The organism is Nocardia sp. NBC_00511, assembly GCF_045161165.1.
In the GTDB taxonomy this organism is placed as follows: Bacteria; Actinomycetota; Actinomycetes; order Mycobacteriales; family Mycobacteriaceae; genus Nocardia.
The window spans coordinates 2,123,531-2,143,782 of record NZ_CP107849.1; the positions used below are offsets into that span (position 1 = coordinate 2,123,531).

At 67.5% G+C, this 20,252-nt stretch carries 16 protein-coding genes; 5 read left to right on the forward strand and 11 right to left on the reverse strand.

Going from position 1 to position 20,252, the window contains the following annotated elements; genetic code table 11:
- Positions 1–147 precede the first annotated feature (147 nt).
- From OG300_RS10110 to meaB, 3 genes are read left to right on the forward strand one after another with little or no spacing between them, the layout of a single operon-like run.
- Positions 148–1,965, forward strand: coding sequence for a methylmalonyl-CoA mutase family protein (locus OG300_RS10110; protein ID WP_405494478.1), 1,818 nt, complete (start codon positions 148–150; stop codon positions 1,963–1,965).
- A 2-nt stretch (positions 1,966–1,967) separates the two neighbouring features.
- Positions 1,968–4,226 carry a methylmalonyl-CoA mutase gene (scpA, locus tag OG300_RS10115; protein ID WP_405494480.1) on the forward strand — a complete coding sequence of 753 codons (2,259 nt, stop codon included), beginning with the start codon at positions 1,968–1,970 and terminating at the stop codon, positions 4,224–4,226.
- Positions 4,223–5,296 carry a methylmalonyl Co-A mutase-associated GTPase MeaB gene (gene meaB / locus OG300_RS10120; RefSeq protein ID WP_405494482.1) on the forward strand — a complete coding sequence of 358 codons (1,074 nt, stop codon included), beginning with the start codon at positions 4,223–4,225 and terminating at the stop codon, positions 5,294–5,296. Before scpA ends, meaB begins: the two co-directional genes overlap by 4 nt.
- Before the next feature lie 4 nt (positions 5,297–5,300).
- Here meaB and OG300_RS10125 read toward each other — a convergent pair whose 3' ends face one another.
- The 10 genes from OG300_RS10125 to OG300_RS10170 form a co-directional block, all read right to left on the reverse strand.
- The gene (locus tag OG300_RS10125; RefSeq protein ID WP_405494484.1) at positions 5,301–5,702 is read right to left on the reverse strand and encodes a hypothetical protein; all 402 of its coding nucleotides are present in this window, start codon (positions 5,700–5,702) and stop codon (positions 5,301–5,303) included.
- Between the two features lie 876 nt (positions 5,703–6,578).
- Entirely contained in the window at positions 6,579–8,048 is a 1,470-nt protein-coding gene (locus OG300_RS10130) for a DUF222 domain-containing protein (protein WP_405494486.1), read from the reverse strand.
- Positions 8,049–8,160: 112 nt separating this feature from the next.
- Positions 8,161–9,012: an alpha/beta fold hydrolase gene (locus OG300_RS10135; protein WP_405494488.1), complete on the reverse strand. Its 852-nt coding sequence runs from the start codon at positions 9,010–9,012 to the stop codon at positions 8,161–8,163.
- A gap of 99 nt (positions 9,013–9,111) precedes the next feature.
- Positions 9,112–9,450, reverse strand: a complete 339-nt coding sequence (locus OG300_RS10140; RefSeq protein WP_405494490.1) for a hypothetical protein — start codon at positions 9,448–9,450, stop codon at positions 9,112–9,114.
- Positions 9,451–9,602: 152 nt separating this feature from the next.
- Positions 9,603–10,016 (reverse strand): hypothetical protein, encoded by a 414-nt coding sequence (locus OG300_RS10145; RefSeq protein ID WP_405494492.1) that lies wholly within the window; start codon positions 10,014–10,016, stop codon positions 9,603–9,605.
- Positions 10,017–10,149: 133 nt separating this feature from the next.
- On the reverse strand, positions 10,150–11,124 hold the full coding sequence (locus OG300_RS10150; protein ID WP_405494494.1) for an alpha/beta hydrolase: 975 nt from the start codon (positions 11,122–11,124) through the stop codon (positions 10,150–10,152).
- A 38-nt stretch (positions 11,125–11,162) separates the two neighbouring features.
- On the reverse strand, positions 11,163–11,834 hold the full coding sequence (locus OG300_RS10155) for a DUF6875 domain-containing protein (RefSeq protein WP_405494496.1): 672 nt from the start codon (positions 11,832–11,834) through the stop codon (positions 11,163–11,165).
- A 20-nt stretch (positions 11,835–11,854) separates the two neighbouring features.
- Positions 11,855–15,778 (reverse strand): amino acid adenylation domain-containing protein, encoded by a 3,924-nt coding sequence (locus OG300_RS10160; protein WP_405494498.1) that lies wholly within the window; start codon positions 15,776–15,778, stop codon positions 11,855–11,857.
- A 70-nt stretch (positions 15,779–15,848) separates the two neighbouring features.
- Complete coding sequence (locus OG300_RS10165; RefSeq protein WP_405494500.1) at positions 15,849–16,880, reverse strand: fatty acid desaturase family protein; 1,032 nt, start codon at positions 16,878–16,880, stop codon at positions 15,849–15,851.
- A 189-nt stretch (positions 16,881–17,069) separates the two neighbouring features.
- The gene (locus tag OG300_RS10170; RefSeq protein ID WP_405494502.1) at positions 17,070–18,254 is read right to left on the reverse strand and encodes an acyl-CoA dehydrogenase family protein; all 1,185 of its coding nucleotides are present in this window, start codon (positions 18,252–18,254) and stop codon (positions 17,070–17,072) included.
- Positions 18,255–18,441: 187 nt separating this feature from the next.
- Between OG300_RS10170 and OG300_RS10175 the strand changes: the two genes are divergently transcribed.
- Together OG300_RS10175 and OG300_RS10180 are read left to right on the forward strand one after the other, a co-directional pair.
- Positions 18,442–18,897, forward strand: a complete 456-nt coding sequence (locus tag OG300_RS10175) for a MarR family winged helix-turn-helix transcriptional regulator (RefSeq protein ID WP_405494504.1) — start codon at positions 18,442–18,444, stop codon at positions 18,895–18,897.
- Entirely contained in the window at positions 18,894–19,886 is a 993-nt protein-coding gene (locus OG300_RS10180; RefSeq protein ID WP_405494506.1) for a zinc-binding dehydrogenase, read from the forward strand. Before OG300_RS10175 ends, OG300_RS10180 begins: the two co-directional genes overlap by 4 nt.
- Here OG300_RS10180 and OG300_RS10185 read toward each other — a convergent pair.
- Positions 19,872–20,234: a DUF1304 domain-containing protein gene (locus OG300_RS10185; protein WP_405494508.1), complete on the reverse strand. Its 363-nt coding sequence runs from the start codon at positions 20,232–20,234 to the stop codon at positions 19,872–19,874. The two genes, OG300_RS10180 and OG300_RS10185, sit on opposite strands and share 15 nt — an antisense overlap.
- Between the last annotated feature and the right edge of the window lie 18 nt (positions 20,235–20,252).

Below are 20,252 nucleotides of genomic sequence, written 5' to 3' on the forward strand. Positions count from 1 at the left end.
AGTGGGACTCCGTAGTCGGTAATCGGACAGGTGCCGCTAGCATCAGGATAAAGACCATGAATGCTCGTTAACCAAAGTGGCCGTTGAGCTGTGCGAATGACACGAAAACGGTCATCCGGTCAGGGAGTGGAAGAGAGAACAGCAGCTATGCCGATTGCTTCCGACTCGGGCACCGAACCGGTGCCCGAGTATGCCGCCTGGCGCCAGGGTGTCGCCGGGGTGCTGGCCAAGGCCCGCAGGGTGGATGCGAGCGAACTGCCGGCCGAGCCGGAGAAGCTGCTCGCGGTCACGACCTACGACGGCCTGACCGTCAACCCGCTCTACACGCGCCGCGACGAACTGCCCGAGCAGCCCTTGCCCGGGCAGTTCCCCTACGTGCGCGGTGGCGACGCCACCCGCGACGTGCACCGCGGCTGGTTCGTCGGTCAGCGCTTCGGCGGCTCCGACGCCAAGGCCGTCAACACCGACATCCTGTTCGCGCTCGACAACGGCGTGAGCGCGCTGTGGCTGGGCGTCGACGAGCGGGGTGTGCCGATCGACGGCATCGCCACCGCGCTGAAGGGGCTGCTGTTCGACCTCGCGCCCCTCACCCTCGACGCCGGTCCCGCCGCCAATGAGGCTGCCGCCGCGGTGTTCTCGGTGCTCGACGGCTATGAGGCGAAGGACCGCAAGGACATTCGCGTGTCCCTGGGCGCGACCCCGCTGACGAGCCTGTTCGCGGGCACCACCGCGATCGACCTGGACGGTGCGATCGAGCTGGCTCAGTTGGCGGTCGCGCGGTCGGAGACGGTGCGCGCCATCACGGTGTGCGGTATCGCCTTCCACAACTCCGGCGCCTCCGATGCCCAGGAGTTGGGCGCGGCCGTGGCGGCCGGTCTCGAGTACCTGCGGGCTCTCACCGACGCCGGTGCCGATATCGCCGACGCGCTGGGTCAGCTGGAGTTCCGCTTCGCGGCCACCGCCGACCAGTTCGAGACCATCGCGAAGTTCCGTGCCGCCCGGCGGCTCTGGGCTCGCGTGGCGCAGGTCTGCGGTGCCCCCGCCTTCGGCAACGCCCCGCAGCAGGCCGTCACCTCGCCTGCCATGATGACGCAGCGCGACCCGTGGGTGAACATGCTGCGCACCACCCTCGCCGCGTTCGGCGCGGGCGTCGGCGGCGCGGACATCGTGACCGTGCTGCCCTTCGACGATGCCCTGCCCGCCGGGGAACTGGATGTCTCGCAGGCGTTCTCGCAGCGCATGGCGCGCAACACCCAGCTGCTGCTGCTCGAGGAATCCCACCTCGGGCACGTGCAGGATCCGAGTGCCGGTTCCTGGTTCGTGGATTCGCTCACCGATGAACTCGCCGCCGCCGCGTGGGCGTTCATGCAGGAGATCGAGGCCGCGGGCGGCTACCTGGCCGCATTGCAGGCGGGTCTGCTCGCCGAGCGCATCGCCGAGACCAAGACCAAGCGCGATTCGGATGTGGCGCACCGTAAGACGGCCGTCACCGGCGTCAACGAGTTCCCGAACCTGGGGGAGAAGCCGCTGTCGGAGGCGGCGCGCGCACTGAGCAAGGACACCGCCTACGGTGCCGCGTTCGAGGCGCTGCGCAACCGCTCCGACGCCTACCTGGCCGCCAACGGCGTGCGCCCGCGCATCCGCCTGGTTCCGCTGGGGCCGGTGTCGGAGAACAATGTGCGTGTCACCTTCACCAACAACCTGCTGGCCTCCGGCGGTATCGAAGCGGTCACCGAGGCCGGTCCGTCGATCGCGGTGCTGTGTGGTTCCGACACCCGCTATGGCTCCGATGCCGGTGCGGCCGTGGACGAACTGCGGGCGGCCGGTATCACCACCGTGCTGCTGGCCGGACCCGAGAAAGCGGTCAAGGACCTGACCGGCGCGCAGCGCCCGGACGGTTTCGTGGCGGCGCGGATCGACGCGGTGGCGGCCCTGTCCGGCCTGCTCGAACAGCTGGGAGCGTAGAGATGAGCGTTATCAAGCATCGGATCGGCAATTTCGCCGAAGTCCCACTGGCCGAGGGCGATTCGCCTGCTGCCGAGGTGAACGCCGAGCAGGTCGAGGCGTTCGTCGCCGAGGCCGCGACCGCCAATCACTATGCGCCCGAACAGCTCACCTGGTCGACCCCCGAGGGCATCGACGTGCCGCCGGTCTTCACCAAGGCCGACCGTGACGCCATCGTCGCCGAGGGCTACCCCCTCGACAGTGTGCCGGGTCTCAAGCCGTTCGTGCGCGGTCCCTACCCGACCATGTACGTCAACCAGCCGTGGACGATTCGCCAGTACGCGGGCTTCTCCACCGCCGCGGACTCCAACGCCTTCTACCGCCGCAACCTGCAGTCGGGTCAGAAGGGCCTCTCGGTCGCCTTCGACCTGGCCACCCACCGTGGCTACGACTCCGATCACCCGCGCGTCACCGGCGATGTGGGCATGGCCGGTGTCGCCATCGACTCCATCCTCGACATGCGGGAACTGTTCGATCAGATTCCCCTCGATCAGGTTTCGGTGTCGATGACCATGAACGGCGCGGTGCTGCCGATCCTGGCGCTCTACGTCGTCGCCGCCGAAGAGCAGGGCGTCAAGCCCGAACAGCTGGCCGGAACCATTCAGAACGACATTCTGAAAGAGTTCATGGTCCGCAACACCTACATCTATCCGCCGACGCCGTCGATGCGGATCATCTCCGACATCTTCGCCTTCACCTCGGCCAAGATGCCCAAGTTCAACTCGATCTCCATCTCCGGCTACCACATTCAGGAAGCCGGAGCGACCGCCGACCTGGAGTTGGCGTACACCCTCGCCGACGGCGTCGAGTACATCAAGGCCGGTATGGCCGCGGGCATGGAGGTCGACAAGTTCGCGCCGCGCCTGTCGTTCTTCTGGGCCATCGGCATGAACTTCTTCATGGAGGTCGCCAAGCTGCGCGCCGGGCGCCTGCTGTGGAGCGAACTGGTCGCCGAATTCGAGCCCAAGTCCGCGAAATCGCTTGCCCTGCGCACACACTCGCAGACCTCCGGCTGGTCGCTGACCGCGCAGGACGTGTTCAACAACGTCGCGCGCACCTGTGTCGAGGCGATGGCCGCCACCCAGGGCCACACCCAATCGCTGCACACCAACGCCCTCGACGAGGCGCTGGCCCTGCCGACGGACTTCTCCGCCCGCATCGCCCGCAACACCCAGCTGCTGATCCAGCAGGAGTCCAACACCACTCGTCCGGCCGACCCGTGGGGCGGCTCGTACTACGTGGAATGGCTGACGCATCAGCTGGCCGAGCGCGCCCGCGCCCACATCGCCGAGATCAAGGCGCACGGCGGTATGGCACAGGCGATTTCGGAGGGTATCCCGAAGCTGCGCATCGAAGAGGCCGCAGCCCGCACCCAGGCCCGCATCGACACCGGCCAGCAGCCGGTGATCGGCGTCAACAAGTACCAGGTCGAGGAAGACACCCCGATCGAGGTCCTCAAGGTCGAGAACTCGCGGGTCCGCGCCGAACAGAACGCGAAGCTGGAAAAGCTGCGCGCCGAACGTGATTCGGCCGAAGTGGAACGTGCGCTCGGGGAACTCACCCGCGCCGCCACCGCCACCGAGGGCGGCATGGGCAACAACCTGCTGGCCCTGGCCATCGACGCCGCCCGCGCCAAGGCGACCGTCGGTGAGATCTCCGACGCTCTGGAGAAGGTGTACGGCCGCCACCAGGCCGAAATCCGCACCCTCTCCGGCGTTTACCGTGAGGAGGCCGGAAAGGTGAGCAACATCAGCAACGCCATCGAACTGGTCGAGGCGTTCGCCGAAGCCGAGGGCCGTCGCCCCCGCATCCTGATCGCCAAGATGGGTCAGGACGGCCACGACCGCGGCCAGAAGGTGATCGCGACCGCGTTCGCCGACCTCGGCATGGACGTCGATGTGGGCCCGCTGTTCCAGACTCCCGAAGAGGTGGCGCAGCAGGCGGCCGACAACGACGTGCACGTCGTCGGTGTGTCCTCGCTGGCGGCAGGCCATCTCACGCTGGTGCCCGCCCTGCGGCAGGCGCTGGCCGATGTCGGTCGCCCCGACATCATGGTCACCGTCGGCGGCGTTATCCCGCCCGGTGACTACGACGAGCTGTACGCGGCCGGTGCCGCGGGCATTTTCGGCCCGGGCACCATCATCGCGGACGCGGCGATCGATCTCATCAAGAAGCTGGCCGTCGCTCTGGGCCACGAGATCGGCAGCGGCACCAGCGAATGAGCGATCACCCACGTTTGGGTACGACCGCCGGAGTCGGCGGTTCGGGCACTCGGTCCCGGACCGCCGCCCCCGCGGCCAGACGGGTGATCGACGTCGACAAGCTGGCCGACGATGTGCGTGCCGGTCAGCGCGCCGGGCTCGCCCGCGCCATCACCCTGGTCGAATCGACCCGCACCGATCACCGCGAACTCGCACAGCAGCTGCTGCTGCGCGTGACGCCGGACGCCGACAAGATGGTGTCGAATCGGGTTGGCATCACCGGTGTTCCGGGTGTCGGCAAGTCGACGTTCATCGACGCGCTCGGCATGTCGCTGATCGGTGAGGGGCACAAGGTCGCCGTCCTGGCGGTCGACCCGTCCTCCACTCGCACCGGCGGCTCGATCCTCGGCGACAAGACCCGCATGGCCCGGCTGTCGGTGGAACGCGACGCGTTCATCCGCCCGTCCCCGACCGCGGGCACCCTCGGCGGCGTCGCGAAAGCCACCCGCGAGACCATCGTGCTGCTGGAAGCGGCAGGCTACGACACCATCCTGGTGGAGACGGTCGGCGTCGGTCAGTCGGAAGTGACTGTCGCCAACATGGTCGACGTCTTCTGCTTCCTGACTCTCGCCCGCACCGGTGACCAACTCCAGGGCATCAAGAAGGGCGTCCTGGAACTGGCCGACCTGGTCGCGGTCAACAAGGCCGACGGCCGCCACGAACTCGAAGCCAAGGCCGCCGCCCGCGAACTCCAGGGCGCGATGCGTCTCATCCACCCCCGCGACTCCCTGTGGCACCCACCGGTTCTCACCATGTCCGGCCTCAACTCGGTAGGCCTCGACACCTTCTGGGATACGGTCCTCACTCACCGCCGCGTCCTCACCGAAGCGGGCGAGTTCGCCGAGAAGCGCCGCCGCCAGCAGGTCGACTGGACCTGGACTATGGTCCACGACAGCCTCCTGCGCCGCCTGACCGACAACCCGAGGGTGAAATCCCTTCGCCCCGACGTCGAATCCCGGATCCGAGACGGCTCCCTCACCCCGGCCCTGGCCGCCGAGGAAATCCTGAAAGCCTTCGACGACCGCCCCTGACGGTCTAAACGGCGGCGACCGACCGCTTCCCGGTCGCCCCCGTCAACCGATCGATCCGCCGCAACCGAGTACTCACAGCCGCGATCGAATACACCCCGAGCACCAAGCTGGCCACCTGGAACACGGTCGCATGAGGTGCGAACCCGACCACGGAAACCGCGTACCCGGCCAACCCGAGACTCTGCACGGCCACCGCCCACCGATGCCCGGTCCGCCTGTCCGACAAGAACTTCGACCACTCGGCGGCATCCACCCCAGCCGGTGCGCTGCTGTCCCCGGTGCGCAATGCCCGCTCGAAAGGCTTCCAAAGCCGCGCGTACTCGCCGGTCAGATTGCGGTGGACCCACACCCCGAGGGCCCAGACGCAGGGAGCGACAGTTGTTGCGAGGATGAATATCCCGGTCATGACCTACTTCGCCTTCAGTCGGTTCGATGGTGATTCGAGTGTGCGGCCGGCGGGAGGCTGGCACTACGTACCCCAGGTGTGGGTGGGCAATACCCACGTGGTGGGAATTGAGCGGGTGGTGGCGAAGAGGTGCCCATCACCGGTTCACAATGCAGGCTCAGAGACTTAGTTAGCGTGGTTACCTCGCCTGCCCTACCGGACTTTGGCTGACGCGACTTGGGAGCCGTGACCCTCAGTCCCAGCCCACGGACTGCACGCATCACCTTTCAAGACCAAGACCGCCCGGACAAGAACAAGCAAAACAAGACCCGAAAGACGCACGCCTCCAAAACAATCCGTGCAGAGACAAAACGGGCGCGACAATCGCCCTCATACCCCTGGCCCGAGTCCCGAACGCCCTCGATCATGATCAGGGAGCTCTCACCGTGGTGAACCGGACAAAATTTCATGGTGAGAGCTCCCTGACCTTGATACCGCGGTACGCGAACGTTGGGAGGGTGCGCGGATCGGACAATCCCGGCGATGGACGGGCTCTCCTCGGATGGGTCACCAAGGGGAGGGATCAGGAGAACGTAATGCGTGCAGTCCCTGGGCTGGTACGAGAGGAGACGGCTCCCGGGGTGGCGTCAGCCCAAGTCCGGCAGGGCACCCAACGCGACCACGCTTCCCTATTCTTTGTGCCTGCATTGTGAACGAGAGTCGGGTTTATCCAAGGGTACGGACTGGCTCTATCGCTGATGCGGATTGTCCGACAAGGCCTGCAACGGCTCCATGGCCCATTGGCCTGCACCAAACGCACGATGCCGTGCTGAGGGCAGCCCTCGGCACGGTCGGTGCGGCGTTTGGATGTGGGAAGGCCGAGCTGGGGACAGCTCCCTACTCGGGCGCGCGGTGGGAGATGCGAGCCTGGTAGGCCAGTTGAGCGCGGCGGGTTCGGCTGCGCGCCAATGATTGTGCGATCTGCTCGGCCGCGTGATGGCGGTGGTTGACTCGGGGTGTCCCGGTCGGGTCCATGTGTCGTGGTGCGATCCAGCCGGTTCGGCCCGGGTAGGGGGAGTTCTTGTCGAGCTTGACCGTCTTCCAGCCGTTGGGGCTGTCGTTGACCAGTGCGTGGCAGTGGTCGCAGGCGAGGGTGAGGTTGTTCAGGTCGGTGGGGCCGCGCTTTGCCCAGTCGGTTACGTGGTGGACCGCGCACATCGAGGCGGGGGAGTCGCAGCCGGGGCGGGTGCAGCCGCGCTCGGAGGCGATCAGGGCCAGGCGCTGTGCGGGGCTCGCGAGGCGGGGAGAACGGCCGAGGTACAACGGCATTCCCGCCGGATCGAGCACCGCGAGCAAAGGACGGGTGTTTCCGGCCAGCTTCAGCGCTTGTGCGATGGACAGGTCGCCGCCGGTGGCGGTGGTGGCCACTCCGGCACCCTGCTCCAGGTCGGTGACGCTCATGGTGAGGATCAGTTCGACCGGCAGCCTGCGGTGTGAACCCAGCTTGCCCGCATCGATATCCGCGCCGAGCAGAGCGGCGAAGGCGTCGTGGTTGCGCTGGGCTGCACTGCGGGTATCGCGGCGTGCGGCTACTTCCAGAACGTGAGAGTCGACGCTGTCGCCGATCGCGATTCCCGGGCTGTGGGGGTCGCTGCCGTTGCACATGCCGGGTCGCGCGAACTTGGCGAGGACGGGCTCCCACACCGCGCGGGCCTGCGGGGTCAGCCAGCCGGAGATGCGGGACATTCCGTCGAGGCGCTGACGGCCGATCTCGATGCCGCACAGGCGCTTCTGGTCGCGTTCGGTGGTGAGTGAACCGTCGGGGTCGAGGCGGGCGAGGATGGTGCGGCCGATGCGGGGCAGGTCATCGGGCCAGCCGGTGCGGCAGTAGGTGACCAAGATCTGCTCGGTGTCGGCGCGGACGTCGGCGTCGACGGAGTCGGGCAGGTGGTTGATGACCTCGGTGATGCCGCGGACATGGTCGCGGGAGATCTCACCGGCTTCGAAGGCCTGGGCGGCAACCGGCAGGGCGGGCGCGCGCAAATGGCCGGTCGGGTCACGGAATTCACCGACCTGCCCGGCGACCCGCACCCGGCACGAGGCATCGAAGCGGGACAGGTTCAGCGTTTCGCGCAGGAACCGCACGCACCCGCCCGCGCCACAGTGCTCGGGAATGGACCGGTCCGAGGCTTCGATGAGCAGGCGCGAATCCAGGGCCGCCGAGCGACGCTTGCAAACCTCGAGTCGCTGCATCAATTCCACGACGGCGCTATCGGAGAAGCGGGTGAGATCCGCGGAGGCGAGAGAGTCCATGGCGGCCTCCAGTTCCGTGATACCGCAGCTGCTCAATCCCTCCCCCGAATTCATACCTCAATTATATCGAATATCCCCACCCTGCGAAATACGAATAGCGTTGTGATATAAGAATATTCAGAATCTCGACCGTTTATCTATCGATGCGATCTCGACCCTGTGCGAATCAAGGATGAACGCGATCCAACAGGAACTTCGAGATGAGATCCGCGACCAGATCCGGCTGGTCGGCATGCGGGTAGTGTCCTGAACCCGGTGCCAGCGCAACGGATCCCAAACCGCCCGTCATCTCAGCGACGATCGCCTCACCCTCGGCCTCCGGGTCCGCGAAATCGGGATCGGCGGTGCCCATCACGACCAGCGTCGGGCACTTGATGTACGGCAGTTGCGCCTCGGCGTCCGCGGGAGTCGACTTGCCGGTCTTCATGAATTCCTCGAACCGCCCCGGCTCGCTGAGCTTCGCCGACAGGTCGGCCATATAGGCGTCGTAGTCGGCGGGCTTGATCGGGTACGCGATATCCAGATACCGCATCCACACCCGGAGACTGCGCAGAACGAACGTCCCGATCACCGCCAACTGACCCCGGCGATACCGGCGAATCGTGAACAGCGACCCCAGTGAGAACGATTGCACACGGGTGAAAGGATTCAATTCGACCACGGCGCGCACCATTTCGGGATCCTGCGCTGCGGCGATCGTCGCCCCGCCACCGGAGATGGAATGCCCGACGACCACGGCGGGCTCACCCAGTTCGTGAATCACCGCGAGAATATCGTTCGCCACATCGGTGCGCGAGATCGCGGTGCTGCCGTCGTGGGATGTCCAGTTCATGCTGGATTCCCCGTGCCCGCGAATATCCAAGGCGGCCACTCGATATCCGCATTCGACCAGCCTCGGGGCAAGGAATCGGAAGGCGTGCCGATGGTCTCCCATCCCATGCGAGAGCACGATCAGCGGCCCCGATCCGGCCACCTCGTATGCGATACGTCCACCGTCAACTTCCAAGAACTCAGTCACCTCTCCGACGCTAGATGCCACCGGTGACCGCCACCGGTGGCTCTACGCGCCAGAGACGGGGCAATAGACGCCACCGCGTCTGCTGCGAACCGGGAATACTCAGGAATCCGTTCGGGGAGAAGCCATTCGGTACCGGACCAGCACCTCGTGAATCGGTTCGGGCCACTGCGCCGACCGCACCACCAGGATTCGCTCGCTGACCGCCGCGATGACCCCGCAGACGATCCACGGCAGCACGCTCACCAGTTGGGAGAACAAGTTGTCGGTGGTTGTCACTTTCCCATCGGAGAAGCGGTAGTCGATGGTCGTGGTGACTCCCTCGACCGAGAACTTGTACAGCACCGGGATCACGCAGAGCACGAATATCGCTCGGGCGACGTGCACGGGCTGGAGCTCGAATACCACCGGGCCGGTGGGCACTTGACCGTTGGTGCTCACTGATCCTCCGGGTGCTCGATCGGGCGGGGCCGGAATTCCGACAGGTCAGGTTCGGGTCGGTCCGCGCGGTAGGTGCCTTTGGACCAGAATCGCCACGATGACCAGAAGATCAGCGCCACAATGCCTATCGTGATGAGATCGGACATGGCGGGCTACCCGGTGCGTTCGGTGATGGCCACGTCGGCGCGCGGGTCCTCGGCGCGGATCGCGTCCGCGAGTTTCGTCATGAAGCGCTTGTAGAGCCCGTAGCCGTTCATCGTCTTCGGGGAGATCGGGATCATCATGTACGTCTGCTGCGTGGTCTTGTAGCTGTCGATCACGGTGCGGCCGGTGGCCCCGTGGGCGGCATCGCTGATCACCACGTGGAAGGTCAGGTATTCGACGTGATTGCCCCAGCCGCGCACCGAGAAGTCGGTGCGTCCGACGCCGGCGCCCTCGAACCGGATGGCGGTGACCCCGGACTTGATCTCCTCGCCCACGTACTTGCTCAATTCGGCGATGCGAGAGGCGGGTAGCCCGGTGCTGATCGCCAGATGGGAACCCGCGTATTTGTGTCGTTTGGACATGGAAAATCAGCCCCTCGTAGAGCGAATCGATTGTGGCGGAGACACTTCCGCCACTCGATGGTAAGGAGCTGGATCCGGGGATTTCGTCGTTCGGCTGTCCGGACCTGTCCGAACTTCCGCTCGTACGAAGCGATCAGACGCCGAGCGCTCCGGCGAACACCTGCCACGAATCGTGCAGATCGTCCTGCCAGTACGGCCAGGCGTGCGTGCCGTTGCGGAAGGCGACGGTGGCGGGAATGCCCAGCGCGCCGAGGCGGTCGGTCAGGGATTGGGTGCAGTTGCGGACGACGGATTCCATTGCGCCGCCGACCGTTACGCGGTCGAACAGGCCGCCCGCATTGCCGCCGAGCGAGGCGTCGGTGAGGGTGTCGTGGATGCCGGGGATACCGCTGCCCGCCGAGATGTAGAGGGCGACGCCGCGCAGCCGTTCCGCATTCAGGACCGGATCGTGTGAGGTCCAGCCGGGGCCGTCGAGTCCGCCCCACATATTGCCGCTGTTGCCGCCGAAGAGCCCGACCTCGGAATTGACGAGGAAGCGGGCGAACGGGTCACTGGTGCGGGGGCAGCCACTGTAGGAGGCGGCGGCCTGGTAGAGGCCGGGGGCGTCGATGGCCAGGTCCAGGGCGGAGGTGGCCGACATCGAGACGCCGGCGACGGCGTTGCGGCCGGTCATCTGGAACTGGTTCTCCAGCAGCGGCGGCAGTTCCTGGGTGAGGAAGGTGGACCACCTGTTTCGGCCCAGGGTGGGGTCGTCGGCGATCCAGTCGGTGTAGAAGCTGGCACGACCGCCGATCGGGGTGATCACGTTGACCGGCTTGTCGGCGAAGAACTGGGCCACATCGGTGCGGGCGCTCCACGGGCCGCCGTCCTCGCCGCCGTCGACCGCGTTGAGCAGGTACAGCGCGGGCGCGGCGAAGTCGGGGTGCGAAACCCAGACGGGGACAGTGCGGTTCATGGCCGCCGAATAGACGTCCACCTCGTACTGGCGGCCGCCCAGTGGGCGTACCGACTGGATCGAGGAACCGCCCGGATCGGCCGCGGAGGCTATCGGCACGAGGGCAGCAAATGTGGCGACCAGGGCGACGAGGCAGCGCGATAGCCGATGCATCACAGCAGTATCCCGCGACAAGCGTCCAAGTCAGTCGATCAGCGCGCGTGTTCGTCCGCGGAATGTGCGCGCAGCGCGGTGATCAGCTCGGCGGCGGGACCGTCGATCCGCATCCGCTCGGCAATCTTCCAGCGCAGCGGGCGGGGGAGATCGGGGGCCAGGTGGGTGAAATAGGCGTACAGCCACTCGGAGCGGGCCACCAGGAACGGGAAGTCGGTGCTCATCATCGGGCGCAGCACCAGCATCGGGTAGGGGGCGTCGAGGGGATGGAAGTCCGCATGCCACAGGCCCGGAACGGTGCAGCCGGGGTAGAACTGGCCCAGCATCGAACCTTCCGACACCACCTCGGTTTTGCGGGCGGCGTGCACGGCGTCGACGATCCCGTAGCTGGACAGGGCGGGGAACACGGTGACGACGGTGGTGCCGCGGGCATCGGCCGGATGTTCCTGGCGGATGCGGCGATACAGGTCCAGGGCGTCGTCGACGATCGCGTTCATCCGGGTGGCCGAGGGGTCCGACTCGGTCGCGAGGCCCGCCCACAGCAGCCGGTGGTGGGCGGTGTGGCGCACGAACGGGCATACCGGTCCCGGGCGGCCGAGGTCGGGGTGCGGATGCATCAAATGCTCACTCACCCAGCGGGTCAGCCCGGTGGCGACGGGGCCTTGGCGCTGCCACTGCTCGGGGTCGTCGTACACGTTGTGCCATCGCACGCCGGTACGCGGGCCCGGCCTCACCGATCGTCTTCCTGCCGCAGGTGGACGTCGAGAATCGGTCCGATGAGCGCGACGACATCCGAATTCGTGAGTTGGGCGTGGGTGGCGGGGACCGGGTGCTGGACTAGCGAGCCGGTGACGTACGGCCGCCACATTTCTGCGCCGAAATCGGCGGTGACGCCGTGGGTTGCCGAAAAGTACAGCAGGCCACCGTCGTACACGCCGGGGCGGTAGCCGTGTGAGAGGCGGACACCGTCGACGTAGCCGCGATGCAGGCGCGTCAGTTGCTCGGCGGTGAGGCCGGTGCCGAAAGAGGCTCCGGCCGTGGACAAGTGGGTGGCGGCCTGCTCGGCGGTGACCTCGGGCAGCTGGTCGGCGTCGTCGGGCTCGTCACCGAGGAGGTGGGTGAGCAGGTCGCGCATGCGGGGCGCGGGCGGGGGTGGCATGTCTTCGGGGAAGACGACGCTGTCCAGCATCGCCAATGTCGTTACCGCTGCGCCCTGTTCGGTCAGGCGGACCGCGACGGCATGGGCCAGCTGTCCGCCCAGTGACCAGCCGAGCAGATGGTAGGGGCCGTCCGGGTGGACGCGTCGAATTTCGGCTACATATCCGTCGGCCAGGTCGTCGATGGTGGCGGCCAGGGGATCACCGGTCGGGGAGAGGGCTTGCAGGCCGTAGACGGGGCGATCGGTCAGGTACCTGGCGAGTTCGGCGTAGCACCAGGACAGTGGGACCGCCGAGTGCACGCAGAACAGGGGTGGGCGGGAACCGTTGCGGCGCAGGGTGAGAACGGCTCCCAGTGCGTCGTCGGAGGTGTCGTCGCGGTCGGCGAGGCGGTCGGCGAGTTCGGCGACGGTGGGGGTGGTGTAGAGCCAGCGGACGGTGACCGGCTGGCCGGTGGCGGCGGCCAGTTCGGCGCAGACCGCCACGCCGAGTAGTGAATTGCCGCCCAGTTCGAAGAAGTCGTCGTCGAGGCCGACGTGGTCGGTGCCGGTCGCGGTGGTGAAAGTGATTGCTACGAGGCGTTCCAGCTCGGATTCGGGGGAGCGGAAGGGGCGGTGTTCGATGGTGGGCCGGGGTAGGGCCGCGCGATCGAGTTTGCCGTGGGCGGTGATCGGGAGCTGGTCGAGTTCGACCAGCTGGGCCGGGACCAGGGCGGCGGGGAGTTGGGTGCGGAGGCGGCGGATCAGGGTGGTGGTGTCGAGGCGGACCTGCGGTGCGGCAACGACGTAGCCGATCAGGCGGGGGCCGGTGGGGCCGTCGTGGGTGGTGACCGCGGCGTGGGCGATCTCGGGGAGGGCCATGAGGGCCGCTGCCACCTCGCCGGGTTCCACACGGCGGCCGCGCAGCGCGAGCTGGTCGTCGGCGCGGCCGATGAAGTCGAGGGTGCCGTCGACATGGGCGGTGACGAGATCGCCGGTGCGGTAGAGGCGTTCGCCCTTGCCGAACGGGTCGGGCAGGAAGCGGGCGGCGGTGGCGGCGGGTTGGTGCAGGTAACCTGCGGCGACTCCCGGGCCGCCGAGATACAGCTCGCCCGGTGTGCCGGGCGGTAGTCGTCGCAGGCGGGAATCGAGGACCACCGCGCGGACGCCGGGCAGGGGCGGGCCGATCGATACTCGGCCGTCGGCGGGCAGGGCGTCGGATTGGGTTGCCATGACGGTGGTTTCGGTGGGGCCGTAGCCGTTGAACAGGCGTACCGCGGTTGCCCAGCGGCGTACCAGGTCGGGTGGGCAGGCTTCGCCGCCGACCACTGCCACGCGCAGGGCGGGTACGTCGGCGGGAGCGAGGGTGGCCAGGACGGCTGGGGTGGTGAGGAAGTGGGTGATGGACTGGTCGGCCAACAGGGCGGCGAGTTCCGGTCCGGCGACCACCTCGGGTGGTTCGATCACGAGTCGGGCGCCGGTTGCGAACGCGGCTAGCAATTCCAGCAGGTGCGCGTCGAAGGAGGGGGCGTGGGCGTGCAGGACACGCGAATCGGGGGTCACTGCATAGTGGTCGACGATGTAGTCGGTGAGGGGGCCCAGGCCGCGATGGGTGACGGCGACGCCCTTCGGGGTGCCGGTGGTGCCGGAGGTGTAGATCAGGTAGGCGGGATGGTCGGGGTGCAGGGACCGGGTTCGGTCGCTGTCGCGCAGTGGCGCGGGTGAATGGCGTGCTGCCTGTGCCGAGACTTCCGGCTCGTCCAGGACGAGCCAGGTGAGTGCTTCGGGCAGGTTCGCGCGGACCGATCTGACCGTGATTCCCAGTCGTGCGCCGGAATCCATTGTTACCGCCGCTAGTCGGGCGGCCGGATCGCCGGGGTGGACGGGCGCGAAACCCGCGCCGGTTTTGGCGACAGCCCAGAGCGCGAGCACCGATTCGGCTGATCGGGGAACGGCGACGAGCACGAATTCGCCGGGTGCGGCACCGTGTTCGATCAGCGCTCTTGCCCATCTCGAGGACGTCTCGTCGAGCTCGCGGTAGGTCAGGTTCCGCTGTCCGTCTCGGACTGCCACAGCGTCGGCCACCTGCGTTGTTTCCGGTGTTCCGCGATCACCGATAACGCTGGTACGCAACAGGTCCGGTAGGAGACGGTCGGTGCGGGCGGTGTCGAGCACCGGTAGCGGGTAGGCCGAATCGATGGGTGGCACCGGCTGTCGGAGGTCGAGGAGGAAGCGCTCGAGGTAGTCGAGGAATCGGCGATGGTGCCAGCCCAGGGTTTCGGCGCTGTAGAGGTTCGGATTGCCCTGAAGGTCGATGGTGACGGTGCGCTCGTCGGGGCCGAGTTGATATCCATTGAGCAGCAGGTCTTCCACGGGGCCGAGGGAGAGCAGGCGCACCTGGGCGGCCAGTGGGCCCACGTGTGGTGGTTCGGTGAAGCGCAGCATGTTGACCGCGGGGCCGAAACTGCCGCGCACTGCGAGGTTTTCGCCACGGTCGCGCTGCATGTCCTCGTAGCGGTAGCGCTGGTGGCGTAGCGCGCCGACCACTGTGGCCCGTACCTGCTCGATCAGGTCCGCGACGGTGGCGGTGTGAATGCCGTTGAGACGCAGCGGGACCACGTTGGAGACCGTGCCGCCGGAGCGTCGCAGGGCTGCGGAGGGGCGGGCGGGGACCGGGAGGGACAGCACGATGTCGTCGCTGCCGGTCGTGGCCGCGAGGTAGCAGGCGAAGGCGGCGATGGTGAGTTCCGGGAACGGTATTCCCTCGTGCTCTCGAAGTTCGCGCAGGCGGGCGGCGACGGCTTCGGGTACGGCCGCCTCGACTCGGTGTGGTTCGGGTGCGGGTGGGGCGATGGCTCCGGCCAGGCGGGTGGGGTCCGGCATTCCGGTGAGTTGGCCGGACCAGTATTCGCGGTCGGTGCGGGCGCGAGCCGAGGTCAGGTAGGCGCGTTCGTCGTCGAGGAGTTCGGCGATGGTGAGGAATCCCGGGTCCGGTAGAGGTTCGCTGGATTCCAGTGTGGCGCTGTACAACTCGGTGGTGCGGCGCAGCAGGGCGGCCGCGCCCAGTCCGTCGAGGACGATGTGGTGGCTGCGCAGGTAGAGCAGGTGGCGCTGCGGGGCGATGCGGTAGACCGTGCCGACGGTGAGCGGGTCGGTCAGCAGGTTCAGCGGCCTGCGGTGATCGCGGGCCATGGCGGCCTCGGCATCGGCGATCGGGTCCGGGCGGTCGGCTAGGTCGTGGAAAGGCACCTCGCCGAACGCCTCCGGATCGAGGTATTGCCGGGGGAGGCCGTCCACCAACCGGAATCGCAGCAGGGGCGATTGCAGTTCGCGGGCGGCTCGGGTGCCGCACGCCTGGAGGGTGGCGCGGTCCAGGCGTCCGGTGAGATCCAGGTAGAGGGCGACGGTGCTGGGGAGTTCGGGGTGTAGCTGCTGGGCTACCCACCAGCGCAATTGGGCTGCCGACAGCGGGAGATCGGGACAGTGCGCACCGCTCTCACAGCCCTCGGCCCGCGCCAATCGCGCCTCCTCGAGTCCAGTCCCGCAGTCGCCGACCGTACCCTGGCAAACCTACGGCATCACTCGGGAGTTACGGGTGCGAACCTTCCGCGTGGCGGCCGACCGCGTCGAGATGGCGTAGCGCCTGGCTGTAGGAGTCGAGCAGGCCGGTTTCCGCGTAGGGGATATCGAGTTCGGCGCAGTACTCCATCACCATCGCCTGGGCCAGCGGCAGATTCGGGCGGGGCATGTACGGGAACAGGTGGTGCTCGATCTGGTAGTTCAGCCCGCCGAGCGCGAGGTCGGTGATCGGGCCGCCGCGCACATTGCGGGAGGTGAGCACCTGGCGGCGCAGGAAATCGGGGCTGTCACCGGCCTCGAACACGGCCATCCCCTTGTGATTGGGTGCGAACGTGCAGCCCATGTAGAAGCCGAACAGGCCCTGCTGCACCGCGATGAACACCAGCGCCTTGCCCGGAGACAGGACCAGGAACACCGTCGAGAGATACAGGATCGCGTGTGCGACCAGCAGCGCGCCCTCCTGCACCCGGTTCGGAATCGGCCAGCGCAGCACGGCGCGTCCGCTGGCGAAGTGCAGGCTCGCGGCCTCCAGGGTCAGCAGCGGGAAGAACAGCCACGCCTGGTAGCGGAAGATGAAGCGCCGCCAGCCTTTTCCGGCCGCGGCCCGGCCACCGGAGTGGGCGAGGATGCCGGCGATGTCCGGATCGCCGTCCTCGGTGTTGGGGTGCGCGTGATGGCGATTGTGGTTGCTGGTCCACCAGCCGATGCTCAGCCCGGTGGCCAGATTGCCCGCGATCGTGCCGTACACGTAGTTCGCGCGGCGCGAGCGGAAGATCTGCCGATGCCCGGCGTCGTGGCCGAGGAAGGCGAACTGCGCGAACACCGCCGCCAGGAACACCGCGGTGAGCAGTTGCCACCAGGAATCGCCGCCCAGGATGAGCACTGCCCAGCCGCCGAAGAAGGCGGCGGCCGTGAAACCGGTCTTCCAGGCGTAGTAGCGCAGTCTCCGATTCAGCAGTCCGGCCTGCCTGGCCCGGCGCAGCAAACCCGCGTAGTCACTGCCACGCGTTTCGGCTTCGGACGCGGGTCGAAGCCGCGTCATCTCTACTACCACGGGGTTCGCACACCCTGCTTTCGCTGTAGTTTCAGCATGACTCGACTCGGTCCGCTGCGCCACCAGCATGGCATGCCGCTGCCACCGCGAGGTGAACGCCTGTGCCGCAGGGCAACACATCCGCGTAACCATTCAGGTAAGAGCCCGACTGGTTTGTACTGTCTGCGGCTTTCGGCGTCAGATCATCGCTCGTAGCGCACCTTCCGGTTCCAGTCCCATCGAGGTCAGGGCGGTGGAGTGGTACAGCGAGCCGGGGGTGTGGATGGCGTGCTGCAACCCGACGTGCGCATCGCGCCAGAACCGCTGCATGACGTTCTTGCGCCGCACCGCGTTGCCACCGGAGCGCGCGAAGATCTGATCCACGGCCGCGACCGCGCGCCAGGCGCAGCGAACTTGATTGCGGCGCACCAGCGAACGATCAGCGAACGTGATCTCCTTACCCGCGTCGGCGAGATCGTAGAGGCGGCTGACACCGTCGAGCAGTTGGGTGCGGGAGGCGGCGATCTCGGCGGCCGCCTCCGCGATCGCGGACAGTACGTAGGGGTCGTCCTTGATCTTGGTGCCCATGGCGGTGACTCGATCGCGCTGATAGTTCAGGTGTGCGGCCAGTGCGCCCTCGGAGATGCCGACGACCGCGGCGGTGATGCCCAGCGGGAACATCGCCCAGAACGGCAGTCGGTAGACGGTGTCGGTGCGTCCGGCTCGCTCGGCGGCGATCTCGCCCTGCGCGACCGCGTCGGCCTCGATGGTTCGGTACGCGGGGATGAACGCGTTGTCGACGAGCACGTCCTTGCTGCCGGTGCCGGACAGGCCGATGACATCCCAGGAGTCGTCGACGATGGTGTAGTCGCTGCGGGGCAGCACCACGTGCAGGATCTTGGGTGGCATGACCGGTTTGCCGGTCGCGTCACCGACTATGGCGCCCAAGAAGATCCAGTCGCAGTGGTCGGTGCCGGAGGAGAAGTTCCAGTGGCCCTTCAGGAGGTAGCCGCCGTCGGTGGGGACCGCGACGCCCTGGGCGGCGTAGGGGGACGCGATCCAGGTGTCGGGGTTCTCGCCCCACACCTCCTGCTGTAGTCGGCGGTCCATCAGGGCCATTTCCCACGGGTGCACGCCGCCGACGCCGCATACCCAGCCGGTGGATCCGCAGTGCTGGGCGACGGCCATCACGGCCTCGGCGAAATCGCGGGGGTGCGCGGCGTAACCGCCGAAATCGGTGGGTTGTAGCAGGCGCATCACCCCGGCCTCGCGGATGAGCTCGACGCTCTCCTTCGAGAGTTTGCCCTGCCGCTCGGTCTCCTCGGCGGTGGCCGCCAGACGACCTCCGAGCTCATGGACCCGGTCGACTACTTCGTGCGTCATCGCACCTCCAACTGCTCATGCCGAACCGCCCTGTGACGGGCTTCACATCGAAGGTATCGGCAATCTTCTTGTCCGCGACCGACTTTCCCGCTGTTCGGTACCGGCCCTTTCGCCGCGGCCGGGGGTGTGATCGAGGCGACACCGGATTAGATTGTGCACAATCTAATTGCGGACTAGTTTGTTGTTCGTGACCGATGAGCTCGCGCTGGAAAATCAGCTGTGCTTCGCGCTCTACGCGGCGTCACGGGCGATGACGGCCATGTACCGGCCCAAGCTCGACGCCCTGGGGCTGACCTACCCGCAGTACCTGGTGCTGCTGGCGCTGTGGCAGCGCGACGGCCGCAGCGTCGGCGAGCTGTGCGCGGCGCTGGAACTGGACTCCGGGACCCTCTCGCCGCTGCTCAAGCGGCTCGAGGCCGCCGGATTCGTGCAGCGGCGGCGTTCGGCCTCCGATGAACGCCGCGTCGATATCACGCTCACCGAACAGGGGCGTGAGCTGCGCGGGCAGGCCTGCCCGATCCCCTCGCAGTCCGCCGAGCGGTCCGGCCTCACGCCGATCGAACTCGACGCACTGCGCGACACCCTGCGCCGCCTCACCGTGGCGCTGACCGACCACACCCGATCCGAGGAGAAACACCGATGACCATGCGTGCCGTAGTAATCGAGCAGTTCGGCGAGCCGAAGAACGTTCTGGGCGTTGGTGATCGGCCGGTGCCGGAGCCCGGTGCGGGTGAGGTGCGGATCGCGGCGGACCTGGCGCCGATTCACAATCACGACCTGGCGATCATTCGCGGCGTGTACGGCTACCGACCCGCGCTGCCCGCGATTCCGGGCACCGAGGCGGTCGGGCGGATCGATGCGCTCGGTGAGGGCGTGACCGGGTTCGAGGTCGGGCAGCGGGTCGCGGTCTCCGGTGTACAGGGCGCCTGGGCCGAGTACTTCGTGGCCAAGGCGGGCGGGCTGGTGCCGGTACCGGATTCGGTGTCCGACGCCACCGCGAGCCAGCTGCTGGCGATGCCGTTGAGCGCGCTGATGCTGCTCGAGGATCTGCAGGTCTCGGCGGGGCAGTGGATCACCGTCAATGCCGCCAACGGTGCGGTCGGGCGGCTGCTGAACCTCTTCGCGCGCGAGCGTGGGGTGCGTGTGCTGAACCTGGTGCGTAGTCCTGCGGCGGTGAAGGCGTTGGAGGAGTTGGGTTTCGACGCGGTGCTCGATACCGAAACCCCGGATTGGCAGCAGCGGGCCGCTCAGCTCACCGGCGGGGACCCGATCGTGCGGGCGGTCGACCAGGTCGGCGGCCCGGCGTCCAATGATCTGCTGTCGCTGCTGGGCGAGCGCGGCGAGCTGATCTCCTTCGGTGCGCTCTCGGGCAAGCCGATGGTGATCAACCCGGGACCGATGATCTTCAAACAGGCTGTGGTGAAGGGTTTCTGGGGTTCCAAGCGGGCCGAGGAGATCGGTGGCGACGAGCGGCGCCGGCTGATCGGCGAGCTGGTCGGGCTGGCCGCGCGGGGCGTGCTGGACCTGGCGGTGGAATCCACCTACCCGATCCAGGACGCCGCGCAGGCCGCGATCGCGACCGAGGCTCCCGGCCGCAATGCCAAGGTGGCGCTGGCGCTATCCGGCCAGTAGTACCGCGATCAGGGTGATCGCGCCGGGCAGCGCCTGCGCGAACAGGATTCGACGGCTGGCGGTGGCCGCACCGTAGAGGCCCGCCACCACGACACAGGCCGCGAAGAAGATCTTCGCGGCCTGTCCGGTCGGATCGGACGCGATCAGACCCCAGATCAGGCCCGCGGCCAGGAAGCCGTTGTAGAGGCCCTGATTGGCGGCCAGGGACTTGGTCTGTTCGGCGAATTCGGCGGTCAGGCCGAAGCTCGCGCGTACCCGCGGGGTGGTCCACAGGAACATTTCCATGATCAGGATGTAGACGTGCAGGGCCGCGAGCAGCCCGACCAGGATCTCTGCCAGCAATCGCATGATCAACCGCCTTCCCGT